This window comes from Terriglobia bacterium (assembly GCA_020072565.1).
Classification (GTDB): domain Bacteria; phylum Acidobacteriota; class UBA6911; order UBA6911; family UBA6911; genus JAFNAG01.
Genome location: JAIQGI010000002.1, coordinates 164,993 through 183,550 on the forward strand (window position 1 = coordinate 164,993; position 18,558 = coordinate 183,550).

The 18,558-nt window shown below is 58.0% G+C and carries 19 protein-coding genes; 7 read left to right on the forward strand and 12 right to left on the reverse strand.

Annotated elements, in window-relative coordinates:
- The first annotated feature begins 1 nt into the window (after window position 1).
- On the forward strand, window positions 2–790 hold the full coding sequence (atpB, locus tag LAP85_01760) for a F0F1 ATP synthase subunit A (protein ID MBZ5495101.1): 789 nt from the start codon (window positions 2–4) through the stop codon (window positions 788–790).
- An 87-nt stretch (window positions 791–877) separates the two neighbouring features.
- A complete protein-coding gene (locus LAP85_01765) occupies window positions 878–1,177 on the forward strand; it encodes an ATP synthase F0 subunit C (GenBank protein MBZ5495102.1) in 300 nt (99 codons plus the stop codon).
- Window positions 1,178–1,284: 107 nt separating this feature from the next.
- Here the strand turns inward: LAP85_01765 and LAP85_01770 are convergent, their stop codons facing one another.
- The 7 genes from LAP85_01770 to nuoE form a co-directional block, all read right to left on the reverse strand.
- Window positions 1,285–1,755, reverse strand: coding sequence for a transcription elongation factor GreA (locus tag LAP85_01770; protein MBZ5495103.1), 471 nt, complete (start codon window positions 1,753–1,755; stop codon window positions 1,285–1,287).
- 8 nt (window positions 1,756–1,763) lie between these two features.
- Window positions 1,764–3,200: an NADH-quinone oxidoreductase subunit N gene (locus LAP85_01775; protein MBZ5495104.1), complete on the reverse strand. Its 1,437-nt coding sequence runs from the start codon at window positions 3,198–3,200 to the stop codon at window positions 1,764–1,766.
- Between the two features lie 194 nt (window positions 3,201–3,394).
- Window positions 3,395–4,954, reverse strand: coding sequence for an NADH-quinone oxidoreductase subunit M (locus tag LAP85_01780; GenBank protein MBZ5495105.1), 1,560 nt, complete (start codon window positions 4,952–4,954; stop codon window positions 3,395–3,397).
- A gap of 144 nt (window positions 4,955–5,098) precedes the next feature.
- Window positions 5,099–7,051 (reverse strand): NADH-quinone oxidoreductase subunit L, encoded by a 1,953-nt coding sequence (nuoL, locus tag LAP85_01785; protein MBZ5495106.1) that lies wholly within the window; start codon window positions 7,049–7,051, stop codon window positions 5,099–5,101.
- Between the two features lie 13 nt (window positions 7,052–7,064).
- Window positions 7,065–7,367: an NADH-quinone oxidoreductase subunit NuoK gene (nuoK, locus tag LAP85_01790; protein MBZ5495107.1), complete on the reverse strand. Its 303-nt coding sequence runs from the start codon at window positions 7,365–7,367 to the stop codon at window positions 7,065–7,067.
- A 4-nt stretch (window positions 7,368–7,371) separates the two neighbouring features.
- Complete coding sequence (locus LAP85_01795; GenBank protein MBZ5495108.1) at window positions 7,372–7,878, reverse strand: NADH-quinone oxidoreductase subunit J; 507 nt, start codon at window positions 7,876–7,878, stop codon at window positions 7,372–7,374.
- The gene (gene nuoE, locus LAP85_01800; protein ID MBZ5495109.1) at window positions 7,878–8,342 is read right to left on the reverse strand and encodes an NADH-quinone oxidoreductase subunit NuoE; all 465 of its coding nucleotides are present in this window, start codon (window positions 8,340–8,342) and stop codon (window positions 7,878–7,880) included. The genes LAP85_01795 and nuoE overlap by 1 nt, the downstream gene beginning before the upstream one ends.
- Window positions 8,343–8,540: 198 nt before the next feature.
- On the opposite strand from nuoE, the gene thiS reads away from it, so the two are divergent.
- The 4 genes from thiS to LAP85_01820 all read left to right on the forward strand — a co-directional run bounded on the left by thiS (window position 8,541) and on the right by LAP85_01820 (window position 11,694).
- Window positions 8,541–8,741 carry a sulfur carrier protein ThiS gene (thiS, locus tag LAP85_01805; protein MBZ5495110.1) on the forward strand — a complete coding sequence of 67 codons (201 nt, stop codon included), beginning with the start codon at window positions 8,541–8,543 and terminating at the stop codon, window positions 8,739–8,741.
- A 209-nt stretch (window positions 8,742–8,950) separates the two neighbouring features.
- Window positions 8,951–9,727 carry a thiazole synthase gene (locus LAP85_01810; GenBank protein ID MBZ5495111.1) on the forward strand — a complete coding sequence of 259 codons (777 nt, stop codon included), beginning with the start codon at window positions 8,951–8,953 and terminating at the stop codon, window positions 9,725–9,727.
- A 29-nt stretch (window positions 9,728–9,756) separates the two neighbouring features.
- Window positions 9,757–10,857: a 3-dehydroquinate synthase gene (gene aroB / locus LAP85_01815; protein MBZ5495112.1), complete on the forward strand. Its 1,101-nt coding sequence runs from the start codon at window positions 9,757–9,759 to the stop codon at window positions 10,855–10,857.
- 96 nt (window positions 10,858–10,953) lie between these two features.
- Window positions 10,954–11,694 (forward strand): ubiquinone/menaquinone biosynthesis methyltransferase, encoded by a 741-nt coding sequence (locus LAP85_01820; GenBank protein MBZ5495113.1) that lies wholly within the window; start codon window positions 10,954–10,956, stop codon window positions 11,692–11,694.
- An 82-nt stretch (window positions 11,695–11,776) separates the two neighbouring features.
- On the opposite strand, the gene LAP85_01825 is transcribed toward LAP85_01820, so the two are convergent.
- Window positions 11,777–12,400: a hypothetical protein gene (locus LAP85_01825; protein ID MBZ5495114.1), complete on the reverse strand. Its 624-nt coding sequence runs from the start codon at window positions 12,398–12,400 to the stop codon at window positions 11,777–11,779.
- Window positions 12,401–12,666: 266 nt separating this feature from the next.
- On the opposite strand from LAP85_01825, the gene trpD reads away from it, so the two are divergent.
- Complete coding sequence (gene trpD, locus LAP85_01830) at window positions 12,667–13,761, forward strand: anthranilate phosphoribosyltransferase (GenBank protein MBZ5495115.1); 1,095 nt, start codon at window positions 12,667–12,669, stop codon at window positions 13,759–13,761.
- A 5-nt stretch (window positions 13,762–13,766) separates the two neighbouring features.
- Here the strand turns inward: trpD and LAP85_01835 are convergent, their stop codons facing one another.
- From LAP85_01835 to LAP85_01850, 4 genes are all read right to left on the reverse strand, one after another.
- Window positions 13,767–14,213, reverse strand: coding sequence for a hypothetical protein (locus LAP85_01835; GenBank protein MBZ5495116.1), 447 nt, complete (start codon window positions 14,211–14,213; stop codon window positions 13,767–13,769).
- Between the two features lie 112 nt (window positions 14,214–14,325).
- On the reverse strand, window positions 14,326–15,156 hold the full coding sequence (locus tag LAP85_01840) for a prepilin peptidase (protein ID MBZ5495117.1): 831 nt from the start codon (window positions 15,154–15,156) through the stop codon (window positions 14,326–14,328).
- A gap of 167 nt (window positions 15,157–15,323) precedes the next feature.
- A complete protein-coding gene (locus LAP85_01845) occupies window positions 15,324–17,105 on the reverse strand; it encodes a TolC family protein (protein ID MBZ5495118.1) in 1,782 nt (593 codons plus the stop codon).
- 283 nt (window positions 17,106–17,388) lie between these two features.
- Window positions 17,389–18,399, reverse strand: a complete 1,011-nt coding sequence (locus LAP85_01850) for a M48 family metalloprotease (protein MBZ5495119.1) — start codon at window positions 18,397–18,399, stop codon at window positions 17,389–17,391.
- Window positions 18,400–18,558: the final 159 nt, after the last annotated feature.

The window sequence follows — 18,558 nt, forward strand, 5'->3', positions numbered from 1 at the left end:
CATGCACGAGCAAAGCCCCGTCGCGAATTTTATCAATCAATATCTGTTCGATCCCATTGCGCGCGCTCTCGGGTTCAATATCGCCGCCAATGGTCATGCCGTTCCGGATCACATCGTGATGATCCTTCTGGTCTCGCTCGGGCTCATTTCTTTTGCGATATGGCTGAGAAGCCGGTTGAGCGTCGAGAATCCCACCCGCATGCAGCACTTGATCGAAATTGTGCTGGAGACTCTGCAGGGATTGATGAAGGAAGTCGTCGGCAAGGACTCGCTCCAGTATTTCCCGTTGATCGGGACGCTGGCGGTCTACATCCTTTGCGGCAACCTGCTGGGGCTCATTCCAGGTTTTCTCTCTCCGACCAGCAATCTAAATGTAACTGCCTCGTGCGCCGTCTGCACTTTTGTTTATTACAACTATCATGGCATTCGAAAGCACGGGTTGATTGGATACCTGGCACATTTCATGGGGCCGGTCTGGTGGCTCGCCTGGCTGCTGTTCCCGGTCGAGATCGTCAGCCATCTGGCACGCATTCTTTCGCTGAGCCTGCGCCTTTTCGGCAATATTTTTGCAGAAGAGTTGATCATCGGATCCCTCAACCAGTACATTTTCCCGGTTCTGGCCTCCGTTCCGGTCATGTTCCTGGCTCTGTTCGCCAGCACGATCCAGGCCTTTATATTCGTGCTGCTGACCCTGGTTTACATCTCGGGCGCCGTGGAAGAATCGGCGGAGCACAAAGAGGAACATGGTGCGGGACACCACGAAGGCGCGCCGCAGGCAGCGGCGGCCTGAGCACGATCCATACCGCGATTTGCTGTGATGAATGCATCTCTTGAAAGGAGACTTCTGATGGGAAGAAAGTTGATTCTGGCCGCACTCATGGGTGTCGTACTCCTCACGATGGTAGTTCCGGTTTTTGCTCAGGGTGAGGCGGGAGCCGCGGCGAGCAAGGCTAGAAATTACCAGTGGCTGCTCATATCCGCCGGATTTGGCATGGCGCTGGCCGCTGCCGGCTGCGGATATGCTCAGAGCCGCGCGCTTGCGGCTGCGTGCGAAGGGGTCTCCCGCAATCCAGGTGCAACCGACACCATCCGGATCTTCATCTTTCTAGGCCTGGCTTTTATTGAGTTTCTGGCGCTGCTGACCTTTGTAGTCATCATGATGCTGCTGTTCTTCTGAGGCAGAGACCAAGAGACAAGGGCAGCCGCAAAGAACGCGCATCACAGGATTGGCAGGAATCCGTCCCGTGTTTGTCTGTTCTTTGTGGCTGCTTCGCGGTTCCTTCGCTAGTCCTCGAGGTCGTGGATCGTGGTGAGGGAGCGGATTTCGTAGTCCTTCGGTCCCGAAGGCGTAACGATATGCACCTCATCGCCCTCAGCCTTTCCCATCAGACTCCGCCCGATAGGGGATGAACTCGATATCAAGCCCTGGCTGATGTCGGATTCCTCCGGTGAAACGAGGGTGTAGCTCAGTTCCTTGTCGGCGCCTGCATCGTACAGCACCACACGCGACCCATAAGCAACGCGGTCGTGAGGGATTTTTTCCAGATTGATGAGCGACAGGGCGGCAAGCCGTGCCTGAAGATTTGCTTTCTTGCCTTCAAGATAGGCCTGACGCTCCTTCGCCGCCTTGTACTCGGCATTCTCGCTCAAGTCACCGTGCTCGCGGGCTCTCAGTATCTCCTTGGGAAGGTCGACACGCAGCTCGCGCTCGATTACATTCAGCTCGTCCTGAAGCTTCTTGCGGATATCTTTCATAGTACCAATTATTGTAGGGGAAGGATGGAACGACTGGCAAGGTTCAGGATCCAATTCGGAGAGATGCCGGCCCACAGCACGCCCAGAGCCGCAATGGCGATCGCAGCCAGGGCCGTCAGCGGTATGCTTTCGATCTGTGCTTCCTGCGGTTCCTTCATGTACATGTACACCATCAGGCGGAAGTAGTAGTAGACCGAGAGCACGCTGTTGAGGACCCCTATGATGGCAAGGCCCACGTAACCCCTTTGAATCGCAGCACTGAAAAGGAAGAACTTCCCGATGAATCCGCCGGTCAGCGGAATTCCCGCCAGTGAGATCAGGAAGAGCGAAAGCGCCGCGGCCGTCAGGGGTTGGGTTCTTCCCATGCCGGCATAATCCTCGAGCTTCACCCGCTGATCGCCCTGCCGGCTCAGGGAGAGCACGATGCTGAGCGCACCCAGGTTCATTGCGGTGTAGACGATGAGATAGAAGATCACCGCCCGATGGCCCGCGGAACTGTTGGCGACGATGCCGACCAGGATGTAACCCGCGTGCGCAATTGCAGAGTAGGCCAGCATTCGTTTGATGTTCGACTGCAGCGTGGCGACAACATTCCCCACAGTCATCGTCAGGATGGAGCAAACCCACAAAATTGCGGTCCAATCTGCCTGCAGTGATGGCAGCGCCTGGACGAGCACACGGATGAGGGCCGCGAAGCCTGCCGCCTTGGGGCCTACGATCATGAACGCGGTGACCGCCGTCGGCGCCCCCTCGTATACGTCGGGCGCCCAGGCATGGAAAGGCACGGTGGCGACCTTGAAACCGAATCCGACCAAGAGCAGCCCCAACCCGATCACCATGGTGAGCTGGGGCGTGCCCTGCAAACCTGCGACCTGGCGGATGGCGGCGTAGTTCGTCGTGCCGGTGCTGCCGTATACCAGCGCGATGCCGTAAAGCAGAAACGCGGTCGCGAAGGAACCAAGCAGAAAATATTTCAACGACGATTCGTTGGCCCGCAGGTCGGTGCGCTTGAAACCTGCCAGAATGTAAGTGGCAATCGACAGGATCTCGATGCCGAGGAAGGTCAGAATCAAATCACCGCTTGCGGCCATCAGCGACATGCCGGAGCAGGCGAAAAGGAGCAGGGCGTAATACTCACCCCTGTTGATGGACTCCCTCTCGTTAAATCGCAACGCAACGAGGGCGGAGAAGCCGGTAATGACGAAAAACAGCCACTGAAAAACCCAGCTGAAGTTGTCGACCAGAAACATGCCGCTAAAGATGGCGCGCGGATGGCCGAGCCGCTGAAACGACAGCACATAAGCAGCCAGGAAAGAGGCAGCCACGGCGATCTGCCCCTGCCGGCTCTTGCGCGCGGGCGGCGTAAAGGGCTCCAGCAGCAGGATGATCATCCCCGCCAGCACCAGGATGATTTGAGGGAGGATCGAAAAGTAGTCAATAGTCATCGCTTAGCTAGTCACCACCCGCCGAGCAGTGGATCCCCTTTCCGACAGAGAATTCAAGATATCCCAGACCACGGGTGCCCTTGGTCCTTCGCCGCAATCCCTGCGCTCTCTGCGTCGAGATTCTTTGGCGGCAGCTGTGTCGCTGCAGGTACTTCGTGGTCTGCTGCGCCCCCGAATTTTTCATAATTGCTGACTCACTGGCCGCCGCCCAGTTGCGGGCTGCCGAGGCGCTGTTCGACCCTGTATCCCCCCGCGGGGGCGTGGGCGTTGTGAATGCGTTGCTGCACGAGTTGAAGGCTCGCATCCATTCGTTGGAGGAAAGGCGCGGAATAGACACCGATCCACAGCATCACGAGCAGAATCGGCACCAGCAGCAGTTTTTCCCGCGTGCCGATATCCTTCATCTCCAGGTTTGCCGGGTTGGTTACGTTGCCCAGGAAAACACGCTGGTACATCCAGAGCATATAAACGGCGCCGAGAATCATTCCGCTTGCCGCGACCGCGGCAAAAACCGGACTCTTGATAAAGGTTCCCGCCAGAATGAGCACCTCCCCCACAAACCCGTTCAGCCCCGGCAGGCCGATCGAGGAGAGGGTGACGACGAGAAACAGGGCCGCCAGCACCGGGTTGCGGTGCGCCAGGCCCCCAAAGTCCGAGATCAGGCGCGTGTGCCTGCGCTCGTAGATCATGCCGACGAGGAGGAACAATGCGCCGGTCGACAAGCCGTGATTCAGCATCTGCAGTGTCGATCCCTGAAGACCTTGCTGGGTGAAAGCGAATATCCCAAGCACGACCAGCCCCATATGGCTCACCGACGAGTAGGCCACCAGCTTTTTCAGATCGGGCTGAACCATGGCAACGAGCGCCCCATAAACTATGCCGATCAGTGCGAGAATGGAAAGGTAGGGCGCTACTGCAATGGCCGCGGCAGGGAACAGAGGCAGGCAGAAGCGCAGCAGTCCATAAGTCCCCATCTTCAGCAGCACGCCCGCGAGAATCACTGATCCGGCCGTGGGCGCCTCGACGTGGGCATCCGGGAGCCACGTGTGAAACGGAAACAAGGGCACCTTGATCGCGAAGGCAAGCAGAAACGCCATGAAAAGCCAGAACTCTTCGCCCGTCGTGATCCGGATGCTTCCCGAAGCCAGATTGCGCGAGATCTGCAGCAGGTCGAAGGTAGTGCCGCCGTTGAGGTAATAAAGATAGATGATGGCGAGCAGCATGAGCAGCGATCCGACCATGGTATAGAGGATGAACTTGACCGCTGCGTAGACGCGATGCTCGCCGCCCCAGACGCCGATCAGAAAATACATCGGGATCAGCATTACTTCCCAGAACACGTAGAAGAGCACCAGATCGAGTGCGGCAAAGACCCCGAGCATTCCTGTTTCCAGGAACAGCATGCAGATCATGTACGGCTTCACCTTCTGGGTCACCGCGCGCCAGGAAGAGAGAATGGCCAACGGAGTGAGGAAAGTCGTGAGCAGGATGAGGAACAAGCTGATGCCGTCTATGCCCAGATGATGCTTGATCATCCCCCCTTCGATCCAGGAGACCGCTTCCTCGAACTGCATTTGCCCGTTCGCAATATCGAAGTGATAGTAAAGGTGGAGCGACAGGACAAAGGTTGCCAGCGAGGCCAGCAGGGCGAACGTCTTGATCGCCCGGTCGGAGCCACGCGGGAACAGCAGCAGAGCGACCGCGGCCGCTGCGGGGAGGTAGGTCACCAGGCTCAGGATGTTCTGTATATGCATGCGGTGCCGTCACCAGAGCAAAAGATATGTGCGACGCATTCCATGGAAGGCGCAAGCTTGCTTGCACCTTATCTTGCTCCGCCTCGCGCCGTTCGAAGGCGGCAGCCAGCTGCTGCACCCCAGGGCAAAACCATAATCCTGGTATTACGAAAGCCAGGCCAGAATCCATGGCTGCAGAGTTATGTAGAGCAAGATGGCCACAACCCCGACCAGGATCCAGGTGGCGTAGCTGCGCACCAGGCCATTTTGAATGTTCTTCAACAGGGAAGCCGCACCCTGAACTACGCGGGCCGCCCCGTTTACCGCGCCATCAACTATCCCGACGTCCACTCCGCGCCACAAGACATCCCTCGAACCCGCCGCAACCGGGTGCACGATCAGCGCATCGTAGGTTTCGTCCACGTAATACTTGTGTGCCAGCAGTGTGTAGGGGCCGCTCATGCTGTGCGCGAGTTTCTCCGGCAGGGACGGCTTGACGACATAGAAGCGGTATGCCAGAAAGATGCCCAGCAGCGCGACCATCACCGAAATCAAGGCAAATCCCATTTCCAGGCTGTGTGCAAGCTGCGCGTGCTCCCCGCGCCAGGCAAACTCGAGCGAGGGCTCCAGGAACCGCTCGAACCTGTTGGTGCCCAGCCATGCGGGCAGCCCGATGAATCCGCCGATGGTCGAAAGCACGCCGAGGACCACCAGCGGGAGGGTCATGGTCGGCGGCGATTCGTGCACGTGGTGGCGGGTCTCCTCCGAAAAGCGTTCCGAGCCGTAAAATGCCAGAAAGATCAGCCGGAACATGTAGAAGGCCGTGAGACCCGCCGTCAGCAGACCCGTCAGCCAGATGACGGGATGCCCAGCGGCCCATGCCGACCACAGAATCTCGTCTTTGCTGAAAAAGCCCGCGAAAGGAAATATGCCGCTGATCGCGAGCGCGGCGACCAGCATGGTGCCGTGCGTGGTGGGGGTGAATTTGCGGAGTCCCCCCATGCGCATGAGATCCTGCTCGCCGCCGATGGCGTGGATTACGCTCCCCGCCCCCAGGAAGAGGAGCGCCTTGAAAAACGCGTGCGTGACGAGATGAAATATGCCGGCCGAAAAAGCGCCGACGCCGGCGGCGAAAAACATATAGCCCAGCTGGCTCACAGTCGAGTAGGCCAGAACCCGCTTGATGTCCGTCTGTACCAGGCCGATGGTGGCGGCCATCAGCGCGGTCAGGATGCCGATCGCGGCGACCACCTCGAGAGCAATGGGCGCGCGGCTGAATATCGGGGAGCAGCGCACGACCATGTAAACCCCCGCCGTCACCATCGTGGCGGCGTGGATCAAGGCACTCACCGGAGTCGGACCTTCCATCGCATCCGGCAACCAGACGTAGAGGGGAATCTGCGCACTCTTGCCGGTCGCACCCACAAAAAGCAGGAGCCCGATCGAAGTCAAAATCCCGAAACCGGTTTCGACCGGAAAGTTTGCCGGGCTGGCAGCGATCCTGCTGAACACCTCCGTGAAGTTCATGCTTTTGAAGGTGACGAAGATGAGCAGCACACCCAGCATGAAGCCCACGTCCCCGATCCGGTTTACGATGAACGCCTTCTTGCCGGCATCGCCGGCGCTGCGCCGGTCGAAGTAATATCCGATGAGCAGATACGAGCAGAGCCCGACCCCTTCCCAGCCGACGAACATCAGGAGGAAGTTGCCCGCCATGACCAGGACCAGCATCGAAAACATAAACAGATTCAGAAACGAAAAGAACCGGTAGTACCCGTCTTCGGCGTGCATGTAGCCGATCGAGTAAACATGAATCAGAAATCCAACCCCGGTGACGACAAGGAGCATGACCGCCGAAAGCGGGTCCAGGAGGAACTCCGCTTTGGCCACGAAGTTGCCGGACGCGATCCAGGTAAAAAGGGGATCGACGACGTGCCTCTCGGCCGGAGGCAGTTCGAGCAGGCTTGCGACCGCCGCGACCGCAAACAGGAAAGATGCGCCCACGCTGGTGCAGGCAATCGCGGAAATGACCGGCTTGGGGAACCGTCTGCCCAGAATCCCGTTGAGCGCCGAGCCGGCGAGAGGGAGCAGCGGGATGAGCCAGAGATAATCCGTCATACGCAGGTCCCTGTTACCACTTCATGATGTCCGCATCGTCGACACTCAGGGTCTTGCGATTGCGGTAAAGCGTGATTGCGATGGCGAGCCCGACGGCTGCTTCTGCCGCCGCCACCACCATGACGAAGAACACAAATATCTGCCCGTTCACCTGCTCAAGGTACTTCGAGAACGCTACGAAACTGAGATTCACCCCGTTGAGCATCAGTTCGATGCACAGGAAGATGGCAATGACATTCTTCTTGACGATCACCCCGATGGTCCCGACGGTAAACAAAAGCGCGCTCAGGATCAGACAGTGAAATATGCTCATGATCCGCCTATGTCTGCCGCTTGGCGAGGACCACCGCTCCGATGATGGCCACGAGAATCAGCACCGACGTCACCTCGAAAGGGAGCAGATAGTCGCTGAAAAGCGTTTCCGCGAGATGCGTGATGGTCCCCGCCCCCCCAGCCGAAACCAGCGGGTCGTGGGGCGCGCGGGAAGGGTCGTAGGACCTAAGCAACGGATAAAGCAGCAGCGGCACCGTAGCCCCGAGGACCCAGGCCAAAAAAGCAAGATACTTCCTTTTGTCGACATGCGCCGCTCCCGAGAACGGGTCCAGAAGCATGATCACAAAGAGGAACAGCACCATAATGGCCCCGGCATAGACGATGATCTGCACCGCCGCGATGAAGGGCGCCTCGAGAAGCATGTAGATGCCGGCGAGCGCGCTGAGACAGACAATCAGCGAAAGCGCCTCATAGAACACGCGGCGCAGCAGCACCACATTGATGGCCGCAATCAGTGCAATCGCTCCGAACAGGTAAAACAGCAAGGTTTCCATCAGTTAAGGGAATCCAGGATCCGGTCGAGTTTTTCAACCGTGAGGCTCTCGTGGTAATCCTCGTTGATCTGCACCACCGGCGCGGTGCCGCAAGATGCCAGACACTCCACTTCCAGAAGCGTGAACCGCCGGTCGGGAGTCGTCTCACCGGGCTTGATGCCCAGCCTCTGCTGGAGATGGGCCATGATCTGCTCGCAGTTGCAGAGCAGGCAGGAAATGTTGGTGCAAACCTGAATCACATATTTGCCGACCGGCTTTTTGAAAAGCATCGTGTAGAAGCTGGCGACTTCATATACCTCGTTGGCGGAGAGCGTGAAGATCTCCGCGACCTCGCGGACGGCATCGTGCGACAAGTAGCCGACTTCGTCTTGCGCCAGTTGCAGGGATGGAATCAGTGCGGAGCGGGCCCGGGGGTACCGCTGCATCAGTACCGAGATCCTGCTTCGTGTAGCCTCAGATAGCATGCGGGCTCGGCTCCAACTCCTGGAAAAGTCCGACAGATTATTTGGGGGTTCTGTAAATACTTTAAAATCAAGAAGATAACCAGGACCCAATGGTAAAAGCGACGTTCGATCTTAGTAGACGCATCCGCGCAGTGTCAAGGCTTTTCTGGTTGATTTGGCTCAAGATCACCCGTTATGATACATGGCATGCAGGCAACAATGAAGCTGGAAATTAACGGCGAATCGAGGTCTGTTCCTGCCTCGGCCTCAGTACGGGAATTGCTCGAAAACCTCGGCATCAAACCTGACAGAATTGCAGTGGAACTGAACCGGCGCATCATCAGGCGCCAGGATTGGGACCAGACCGCTCTTAAGGACCTCGATAAGGTCGAAATCGTCCAGTTCGTCGGCGGGGGATAAGCGACACAAGGGCACCCGATATCTCGACGCAGAGGTTGCGGAACCCGGAGAGAATCGATATGCTCCTGCGATCATTCCACTGCGTCCCCTGCGTTGGTATTTTGCTTTTCTTGCCTGACCGGCAAGCATCCGAAGGTTCGTAACACGGGTTATTCTTCGGTATTCTTCATGTTATTCGTGACTGTTTTGCTATTAACAAGGAGTCGGCTGTGGTAGATGATGGGCTGGTGCTGGCGGGGCGGACGTTTTGTTCGCGCCTGATCGTGGGGACAGGGAAGTATTCCAGTTTCGGTCAGATGCGTGAGGCGCTGGAGAAATCGGGGGCTGAGATCGTGACCGTCGCCGTGCGGCGCATCAATATCAGCGACCGGTCCAAGGAATCGCTGCTTGACTACATCGATACCAGCCGCTTTATGCTGCTGCCCAATACTGCCGGCTGCTACAACGCCGATGATGCGATCCGCACGGCCCAGCTTGGGAGAGAAGCCGGTCTCTCGGAGTGGGTGAAGCTTGAGGTCATCGGCGATCAGAAGACGCTGTTCCCGGATACCGGGGCCTTGTTGGAGGCCACGCGCGTTCTGGTGAAAGACGGCTTTGTTGTCCTGCCCTACACGAATGACGACCCGATCATGGCCCGCAAGCTTCAGGATGCAGGTGCTGCTGCGGTCATGCCTCTGGGCGCGCCGATCGGATCCGGCATCGGCATTCAAAATCCGGCCAACATCCGAATCATCCGCGAGACCATCTCGCTCCCTGTGATTGTCGACGCAGGGGTGGGAACCGCATCCGATGCTTCCCTGGCCATGGAGTTGGGCTGCGACGGCGTGCTCATGAATACGGCGATTGCGTGCGCGCAGGATCCGCTGCGCATGGCGGAGGCCATGAACCTCGCAGTCCGCGCGGGGCGGCAGGCTTTTCTGGCCGGGCGCATTCCCCGGAAGCTCTACGCGTCGGCGAGCAGCCCGTTCGAAGGGATTTCACGCTGACGTATGCCGGCCACGGGGATTTGCCGAACATGAAAACGCTGCGAGTGGAGTTGGGGGATCGGAGCTACCCGGTTCTGGTCGGTGCGAATATTCTGAGCGGGGCCGGCCGCGTTCTCTTGCGCCTCGGATTTGATACGCCCCCCGTGGTCGTGACCAACCCGCGCGTGCTGCGCCTGCACGGAAATGCCCTGCTCTCATCTTTGGAGGGCGCCTTCGGTCCCGTCCCGGTGATCCGCATCGGAGACGGGGAACGCTTCAAGAATCACGACACGCTCGCGAAAATATACGAAGGCTTGTTCCGTGCCCGTGCAGACCGGCGCTCCTGGGTCGTGGCTTTCGGCGGCGGCGTGGTTGGAGATGTCGCGGGCTTTGCCGCCGCGACCTTCATGCGCGGGATACCCTACGTGGGCGTGCCCACCACGCTTCTGGCGCAGGTGGACAGTTCCGTGGGGGGCAAGGTCGGCATCAACGTTGCCCGGGGCAAGAATCTCATCGGTGCTTTTCATCAGCCGAGTGCGGTGCTGTCGGATATCGCCGTCCTGCGCACCCTGCCGGCGCGAGAACTGGCCGCGGGCCTTTACGAGATCGTCAAGTGCGGCGCGATCCGCTCCGAGCCGCTGCTCGGCTATTTGGAAAAGAAGCTATCTGCGCTGCTGGCATGCGAGCCCTCCTCCCTTGCGCGTGCGGTCATGGGGGCCGTTCGGATCAAGGCGGAAGTGGTGGCCGGCGATGAAAGGGAAGCGCACACGCGCATGATCCTGAACTTCGGCCACACCTTGGGACACGCGTTGGAAGCCGCGACCGCCTATCGCAGGTTTAAACACGGGGAGGCGGTGGCCTGGGGGATGATCGCGACAGCTGAGCTGAGTGCAGCCACCGGCGGATTCCGCGCCGAAGAAGCACAGCGGCTGATCCGCCTGATACGTCGGATCGAGCGCCTGCCATCCCTGCAGGGCATCTCTGCGCAGCGGGTGTGGGCAGCGCTGCAACGCGACAAAAAGTCCCGCGGCGGCAAAATCCGGATGATCCTGCTGCCGCAACTGGGCCGGTCGGCAGTAGTCGACAATCTTGATCCTGCGTGCATCCGCCGCTTCATCACCGACTTCCTGACGCACAGACGAGATTTTTAACCGGCAGGACACCAAGCCACAAAGCACTCTCCATTCGGAGTCTCGGCGTTCTGGCGGTTTCGGACAAACCAGGATAAATTCACCATCGAGGATTGGATGTCGAAGGTCGCAGGTCGGAGGGCGGAAAAAGCGCGCGATGTGCGGGAAATGTTCGGTGCCATCGCGCGCCATTATGACCTCCTGAATCATGTTCTCTCCCTGAACGTCGACCGCCGCTGGCGGCGCGGCTGCGTACGGGAGGTGTCCAAAAGACTTGCTTCACCGCAGCCTGCGATCCTGGATGTGGGCTGCGGCACCGGCGACCTCTCGCTGGCATTCTCGTTGCTCGGCCCCGTGGCAGGTTGTGACTTCTGCCACCCCATGCTGCAAATCGGCCGGGACAAGATCTCTCGCTTCCCGGTGCCCCACCCGATCTCACTTCTCGAAGGGGACGCGCTCGCTCTGCCATTTCGAGACTGCCGTTTCGACGTGGTCGTGTCAGCCTTCGTTCTGCGAAACCTGACCGATGCTCAGAAGGGGCTTCAGGAAATGAGGCGGGTGCTGCGCGGAGGCGGAGTTCTCGGCGTGCTCGATTTTTCCATGCCGAAGGTCCCGATCATCGGCCGGCTGTACCGCTTTTACTTCTTCAAAATTCTGCCACGGCTCGGCACTCTGATTTCAGGGGTCCAGGGGCCCTATAAATATCTGCCCGACAGCGTGCAGGCTTTCCCCGAACCGGAAGAGCTCAAGGCCCTGGTTGCAGGCGCGGGATTTGATGATGTGGAATATCGCCTGTTTTCGGGTGGAATAGCCGTCTTGCTGCTGGCGCGCGCAAGAGAACCTGGTGTCAGGTCTTGAAAATCCAATTCTTGATGAGAGGTTTCAGCAAGTGGAATAGGTGGTTATCAAGAATTGGATTTTCGAGACCTGACGCCAGGCACTACTTGATCCAGCCGGGGAGGGCGCCGCTCTTGCGGGCTTCCTTTTCGAGATCTGTGAGAGCGTCCTTGGCTTTGGCGAGGTTCTCCTTGTTTAAATCCTGTTCGTAGATGGTCTTCTGGATCTGGCGCTGGATCTCCTGCTGCTTATAGCCGTCACTTTCCCGGTAGAATCTGTTTTGCAGGTCGTTGCGTTTCAGAATCAAAACATTGCACTCACTTTCAAGGTCCTTCACCTTCTGGCGTGCATCCGCGAAGGCCTGCTTCCAGAAACTCTCTGTTCGCCCCTGAAAATCCACCGGTTCATCGGTGGCTGGTTTAGCCCCTTCGGTAGCCGGTTTAGCCCCTTCGGTTGCCGGTGCCACATCTGCCTTTGCCGCTCCCTCGCCGGCCGGCTTTTCCGCGCCTGGCTTATCAGTCGCCGGGGCAGTGGCCGGCGTAATGGTCGTGATCGGTGCGCTCTGGTACTTAGCGGCCTGTTCGTTGGTGATCACCTTGGCGGCTGTTTTGATTGCCTGGCGCCGCTCCTGCTCCTTTTTGGCGAGATCCGCCAGCGACTGCGAGTAGCCGAAGGATGCCAGGGCCATCAATAGTAAGCCACTCATTACAAAGGAAATTGGTTTCATTGTTCGGCACCTCACAGATAGATAGTCCTATAGAAATCTTCCCTTCATTTATCGGCTAAAGTGCAGGCAGAAATTACATGAATAAAAGAAATCGCCCGAAGCAAATTCTCAACGTGGCGCACGTGGAGGCCGCAGCGTGATATCGCCGATTGACATCAACGCCCCGCGCTCTCTGCGCCCTCCGCGTTGCGATGTTCTGCATACGCATATGCTGTTTTGGCGCAAGTCCTTGAATTTGCTCACTCTTTGCACTACTTTAAGAACCCATGGAGATTGTCGACGCTATTCGCCGTGTCGTGGATGGACAGCACCTGGAGCGCGCTGAAGCCGAGTCGGTGATGGACGGCATCATGAGCGGCAAGGCTACGGACGCCCAAATTGCCGCCTTCCTCACCGCCCTGCGCATGAAGTGCGAAACGGTCGAGGAACTCATCGGCTTTGCGCGTGTTATCCGGGCTAAAGCCTCCCCCGTGCGGCCCAAGTCGGTCGTGGAGACGGCCTTCTCCGGCACTGAGCGCGAGATGCTCGTCGACACGTGCGGGACAGGAGGGGACGCCGCGGGCACTTTCAACATCTCGACGGCTACCGCCTTTGTCGTCGCGGGCGCGGGCGTCCAAGTTGCAAAGCACGGCAATCGCAGTGTTTCCGGGATCTGTGGCAGCGCCGACGTGGTCGAAGCGCTCGGCGTCCGAATTGACCTCCCCTCGGAGGCAGTGGCACGCTGTATCGACGAGGTCGGCATAGGCTTCCTGTACGCTCCGCTGCTCCACAGCGCGATGCGCTATGTCATGCTGGCGCGCCGCGAAATGAAAATCCGCACCGTTTTCAACCTTCTTGGTCCGCTCTGCAACCCCGCCGGCGCCAATGCCCAGGTGCTGGGCGTCTACAGCGAAAAGCTGACCGACATGATGGCCCAGGTCCTGTGCGAACTGGGCGCCAGGCGCGCGCTGGTGGTGCACGGGCTGGACGGGCTTGACGAGATCACGATTTCTGGAGAAACCAAAATCTGCGAAGTCCGCGCAGGGGAAGTGAGAAACTATTACGTCGTTCCCGAAGACTTCGGACTCGAGCGCGCCCCGATTGAGCAGATCCAGGGCGGCGACGCCCGGCGCAATGCCGAAATCATCCGAGAAGTGCTCTCGGATCATGGCGGCGTCAAACGCGACGTCGTTCTGCTGAACGCCGCCGCTGGCCTCGTCGCGGGAGGAAAGGCCCGCTCCCTGCGCGAAGGCATCGAGATGGCGCGCACCTCGATTACTTCCGGCGCCGCCATTTCCCGTCTGGACAAGCTCGTCACTCTAACTCAAGACATGCAGCGTCATTCAATTTCTGACAGCAGGAGACAGGAGAAAAGCACCTGACTCCCTCATGGGTTCCTCTGAACCCTAATCCTCCCCAAAACACTTACGATTACCCGATAACTTCCGGCCTTCCCCTGAATCACGAATGTGCCTGCCGGCACCGCGTTGCCGTGCTGGAAAAAACGCAGCGGTTTGCGCGGCGACTGAGTGATGGACACTCCCGGCGGGAGGTAGCGTACGGAGTTTTCGTAGCGCGTGCCGTTGGGATCGAGCCAGTAAATGCGGCGGCCGCCCTGGTCAATGACGAAAATCATCGAATCATTTGCCGCGATCGCATGTGTCCGCCCCCAGAGCAGCGAACTTTCGACCAGGCGGGTGCCGCCCAACAGGGCCCATTCCTGGTTCATGCGGTGGATGCCGGGAGCCGCGCTCCCTGCCACGATGCCGATCAGCCCCAGGACCAGGAGCAGTTCGACAAGCCCCACCCCTTGATCCGCGCACCGTGAAGACAACAAATGCCTCGAAGCAATCGCTTCGGGCTGTGCGCGGTTTTTGAGGGCTTCGTGGTTCAGTCTTCGGGGCACACCTGTCTAACGGGACAGGTCTCGATTTGAGCGAAAAAATCTAGCCGCCGGCGTACCAGCGGACGATGGTGAGGCCGAAAAACAGGGAAAGCGCAGATGCCACGCCCAGGAAGGTGCCGAACGCGAGTTTGGATTGAAGTGTCCTGCCCCCAAACAGGACAAGGACGATGCCGACGATGCTTCCCAAGAACGACCCGGCGAAGATGGTGAGAAGCGTGAGGCGCCAGCCCAGGAAGGCTCCGACCATCGCTATCATCTTTACATCTCCCATACCCAGTCCCTGTCTCCTGCGTAGAGCCTGATAGACCGTGCCCACGAGTAAGAGTATGCCGCCGCCGGCCAGGGCGCCCAGCAGAGAGCCGGCCCAAGGCAGTACGGCTCCGGCATGGGCTGAGGATACAAAGGCGGCCAGATTCTCGGAGATGGAATCGCGGAAAAAAGTCTCCGACTGCAGCGGGCTCAGCACTATGCCTGCCAGAACACCCGGCAACGTGAGAACGTTGGGGAGGATTTGATGGTGATAGTCGACAAAAACGAGGACGAGGATCACGGACAGAAACAGGGAGTTCACAAATGCGGGCGGCGTGAGGCTCCACTCCACGGCGCACGCGAAAAAGGCCAGGCCGGTAAGCAGCTCGACGAGCGGATACTGCAGCGCAATGGGTTGCCGGCAGAATCGGCACTTGCCCCGCAGCCACAGATAGGAGAGGACCGGGACGTTGTCGTAGGGGCGTACAGCCTGGCCGCAATGAGGGCAATGGGAGCTCGGAAAAACGATCGACTCGCGGCGGGGCAGCCGATAGATGCAGACGTTAAGGAAGCTGCCGATCACAAGACCAAAGGCCGCCCAAAGATAAGGAAATACGTTCATGTGCGCTCCGAGCGCCCTACTTTACTATAAAATCCAAAACACGAAACACACCAAAACTTGAAACCGGCCATATGTTTTTCTTGTGGTTGGTGGTTGCTGAAATAAAAAGGCCGCCTGCCCACGGAGGACAGGCGGCCCGGAGCCTGAAACGACAGGCGTGCTTCGGACTACTTGAACGTTGTCGGCTTCGTCTTGCCGATATTCCCTACATCGATGTTGCTTTCCTCGAGCAGGGTGCTCATGGCCTGCTGCAGATTGATGACCGCACTTTTATAGTTGATCTTGGAGGTAAGCTCGTTCCCCTGGGCGTTGGCCAGCTGATCCTGAGTCGTGAGCACATCGTACTGGGTGGCCAGGCCGGCGGCAAACCTCTTGTTCATGGCCTCGAGCTGTGATTCTGACAGCTGCCTGCTGATCGCAGACGTTTCGAGCTGTTTCTTGGCCGTATTCAGCGCCTGGACATAGTTTTTGATGTCCACGATGACCTGCTGCTCGTGCTGCGTACGAGTCATGACGGAATTCTGCCGGTTGATCCGCGACGTGGCGAGAGAGGATTCAACGTTTCTATTCCTGAGCGGAACGGTGACATTGAACTGGAAGGACCAGTTATAGGTGCCGCCGGTGAAGATCGTCTTATAAGATGTGAAAAGCCCGCCCACGAAGCCTTCAGGAAGCACGGGTTGCAGAACACCATTCCTATCCTCTCTATAGCCCTGAACGGCGCCCTTGCCGCTGGAGCCAATCGCTGCGGTCAGACCGATATTCCACTTCTTGCCTTCCTTCGTAAGGGCATAGCTGAGGTCGGACTTCTGCAAATTGATATCATCCTGCTGCAACTGAAGACTGTTTTTGATGGCCGTGGCGATTGCCTGATCGAGATCAACTTTGTACTCGACCATCTCCGGTGTGTCGGTGGGGACAATCACCTGCCCCCAGATCTCGTTGTTGCGATCCGGCGAGATCAGATTTCTGAGGTTGTTTTCCTGCGAGAGGATGGATTCCTCAGACCTGATGACATTGACTTCGCGTGATGCCTGAGAGGCAAGGCTCTGGGTGTATTCAATCGGCGCCGATACGCCGATCTCGACCTTTTTCTTGGCCATATCAGCCGATTCCCGAGCCAACTTCACGGAACTGACGGAAAGATTGTAACTGTAGATGGCGCTGACGAGCTGCCAATATGCCTTCTGGATCGAAGCGATGGTTTGAGTGACCTGCTGCTTGAACTGGGCGTCGTTCAGCTTCAGATCCATGTTGGCGATCTTGATGTTGTTACGATTTTGATCGATCTTGAGATTTCTCCACAAGGGCTGGGTAAAACTAAGACTGGCGCCAGTACTGTAGGTTGGGTTAGTAAGATTGTCAGCAACGTTATCGTCCCTGCGGCTTGTGTTCCAACCCAGGCTGAAACTGCCGCCCGTAGGGATGGGCTGGTTAATGGAGGCGTTCCACGACGCGCTATTCGATATGGTGATAAAGCCTTCTGTGGCCTGCAGCGTAGCCTGGGTCGGCGCCTGATAATCCTTGCCTACGCTAGACCTGATCTGGATCGAAGGGTCGAGGTACGAACGTGCCGCGACAATCGCCAATTGTTTCAGATCTTCCTGAGTATTCTGGATGGCAATGTTGAGGTTGTTCTGAAGCGCCAGCTTGGTCACATCCTTCATGGAGAGATGCAACGCCGTCCCATCTTTCTCCGCTTTCTCGATCGGACTTACCAGTGAAACTGGAGCGAGCTTGATTTGATCCAAGAGCGCCTGTTGCGCAGTCTGTTCAATCTGCGCAGCCTGCTGCGGTTTCTGAGTCTGTTGCTGTGTCTGCTGCTGTTCCTGTGCGAACGCTCCCCAGGGCGGGGCACTGGTCAGCACCAGTGAGATGGTGATTATGGTCAAAACGCTGAACCATTTATAGCGGTTGCCCCTGCAAGGGGATACATCGAAAGTTCTCATGGTCAGGCTCCTAATGTAAAGCTGTAACGGTAAAGGAATCCGAAGTTACCAACACACAGTACGACTATGCAAGCCAAAATGTTTCAAAAACTAAGCCTGGAACCGAGGGCACTCTGCTTTTTCCGGTCCTTGACCCCTCGATCATCACTCCAGGGCAGGCCTCTATGTCTAGGGGCGCGCCCAGTGGCGCATGAAAATGGAAAGAGCCCCGATTTCGGGGCTCTTCATCCGGAATCTGTCAATCCAAAATGAAAGTTGAGGCTCAGGCCGCCGGGCGGGGCGCTTATTTCTTAGTAGGGTCTCCCGCCTTTTTCAGCGTCGGCTTCTGCTTCTGATCCTGCGGATCGGTGCTGTTCGGGTCGTCCCCGGAATCGGTCCGCCGTTTGAGAGTCGGTCGCTTCTGATCGACCGGAGAGGCTTCATCAGCCCTCATGGCATTGTCAATGGCCAGGAGCCTGGCCTTGACGCGATCGAATTCGGAAGTATTGACGACATAGTTGTCCTTTTCAGGCAGGTAGCGCTCTTCATCCATCGAGGCGGCGATACGATCCACCGTGTAAGGATGGGTGCGGAAAAAGCCCGCCAGCTTGCCCGGCTTGGTCTTTTCCTGCGCCTGGAGTTTTTCGAAGAACGAGACAAAGGCGTTCGGGTCATACCCCGTGTTCCAGAGGTACTGAATTCCCAGCTGGTCGGCTTCTTTCTCAGAATCGCGGGTCACGCCCAGCAGTTCGAGGTTGATTCCGAGGCCGAGGCCGTTCTGAATTGCCATTTGGGCCCAATATCCGCCCACGAACAAGGCGGGAATTGCAACCAGCTGAAGGATCTGTCCCTTTGTCATCCGCGAAGTCGCATGGCGCGCGGCGACGTGTGAGATCTCATGGGCCATGACGCCGGCGAGTTCCGATTCGTTGTCGGCTGCCAGTATCAGCCCCTTGTTTACATAAAAGAAACCACCGGGGAAGGCGAACGCGTTCACCTCGTCCGTGTCGACGACCTTGATGTGAAACGGTACCTTGGCATCCGAGTGCTTGACGATGTCTTGGCCGACGCGGTTCACGTAGTCACTGATGACCGGATCATCGATCAGCTTGGCGGTCTGCTCGAATTCGGACGCGACCTGCTGCCCGATTTGAATTTCTCTTTCCAGGGAAACAAAGTTGGGGAAGATCCCCCATATTCTCCCCGTGATATCGCGATTACCAATATTCTGAACGTCCCCGTGCCTCCGATCGGTGGCGAAACTTGCCACTGACATCGCAAAAGTCAGGACAATGACCAACCCGGCAGAGAACATTTTCCTTGAGGACCGCATAGTACCTCCCCTCGAGGAGCAGTTGTTTTGCCCATCAAGACCCGATATGCTTAACGTCGGGCGTGATGGAATTCTTTACAACGCGCATTGTATTCACACTAACCTTAGATGCCTGCGAGCGGGAAAAGTGTCAGTCTCATA

Coding starts and splice junctions, on each gene's coding strand:
- aroB (MBZ5495112.1), top strand. CDS start 9,757: ATGAAAACGCTGCGAGTGGAGTTGGGGGATCGGAGCTACCCGGTTCTG.
- LAP85_01780 (MBZ5495105.1), bottom strand. CDS start 4,954: ATGCATATACAGAACATCCTGAGCCTGGTGACCTACCTCCCCGCAGCG.
- LAP85_01850 (MBZ5495119.1), bottom strand. CDS start 18,399: ATGTTCTCTGCCGGGTTGGTCATTGTCCTGACTTTTGCGATGTCAGTG.
- LAP85_01795 (MBZ5495108.1), bottom strand. CDS start 7,878: ATGGAAACCTTGCTGTTTTACCTGTTCGGAGCGATTGCACTGATTGCG.
- nuoE (MBZ5495109.1), bottom strand. CDS start 8,342: ATGCTATCTGAGGCTACACGAAGCAGGATCTCGGTACTGATGCAGCGG.
- thiS (MBZ5495110.1), top strand. CDS start 8,541: ATGAAGCTGGAAATTAACGGCGAATCGAGGTCTGTTCCTGCCTCGGCC.
- LAP85_01775 (MBZ5495104.1), bottom strand. CDS start 3,200: ATGACTATTGACTACTTTTCGATCCTCCCTCAAATCATCCTGGTGCTG.
- LAP85_01825 (MBZ5495114.1), bottom strand. CDS start 12,400: ATGAAACCAATTTCCTTTGTAATGAGTGGCTTACTATTGATGGCCCTG.
- LAP85_01845 (MBZ5495118.1), bottom strand. CDS start 17,105: ATGAGAACTTTCGATGTATCCCCTTGCAGGGGCAACCGCTATAAATGG.
- LAP85_01765 (MBZ5495102.1), top strand. CDS start 878: ATGGGTGTCGTACTCCTCACGATGGTAGTTCCGGTTTTTGCTCAGGGT.
- LAP85_01770 (MBZ5495103.1), bottom strand. CDS start 1,755: ATGAAAGATATCCGCAAGAAGCTTCAGGACGAGCTGAATGTAATCGAG.
- LAP85_01820 (MBZ5495113.1), top strand. CDS start 10,954: ATGTCGAAGGTCGCAGGTCGGAGGGCGGAAAAAGCGCGCGATGTGCGG.
- nuoL (MBZ5495106.1), bottom strand. CDS start 7,051: ATGACGGATTATCTCTGGCTCATCCCGCTGCTCCCTCTCGCCGGCTCG.
- atpB (MBZ5495101.1), top strand. CDS start 2: ATGCACGAGCAAAGCCCCGTCGCGAATTTTATCAATCAATATCTGTTC.
- LAP85_01840 (MBZ5495117.1), bottom strand. CDS start 15,156: ATGAACGTATTTCCTTATCTTTGGGCGGCCTTTGGTCTTGTGATCGGC.
- trpD (MBZ5495115.1), top strand. CDS start 12,667: ATGGAGATTGTCGACGCTATTCGCCGTGTCGTGGATGGACAGCACCTG.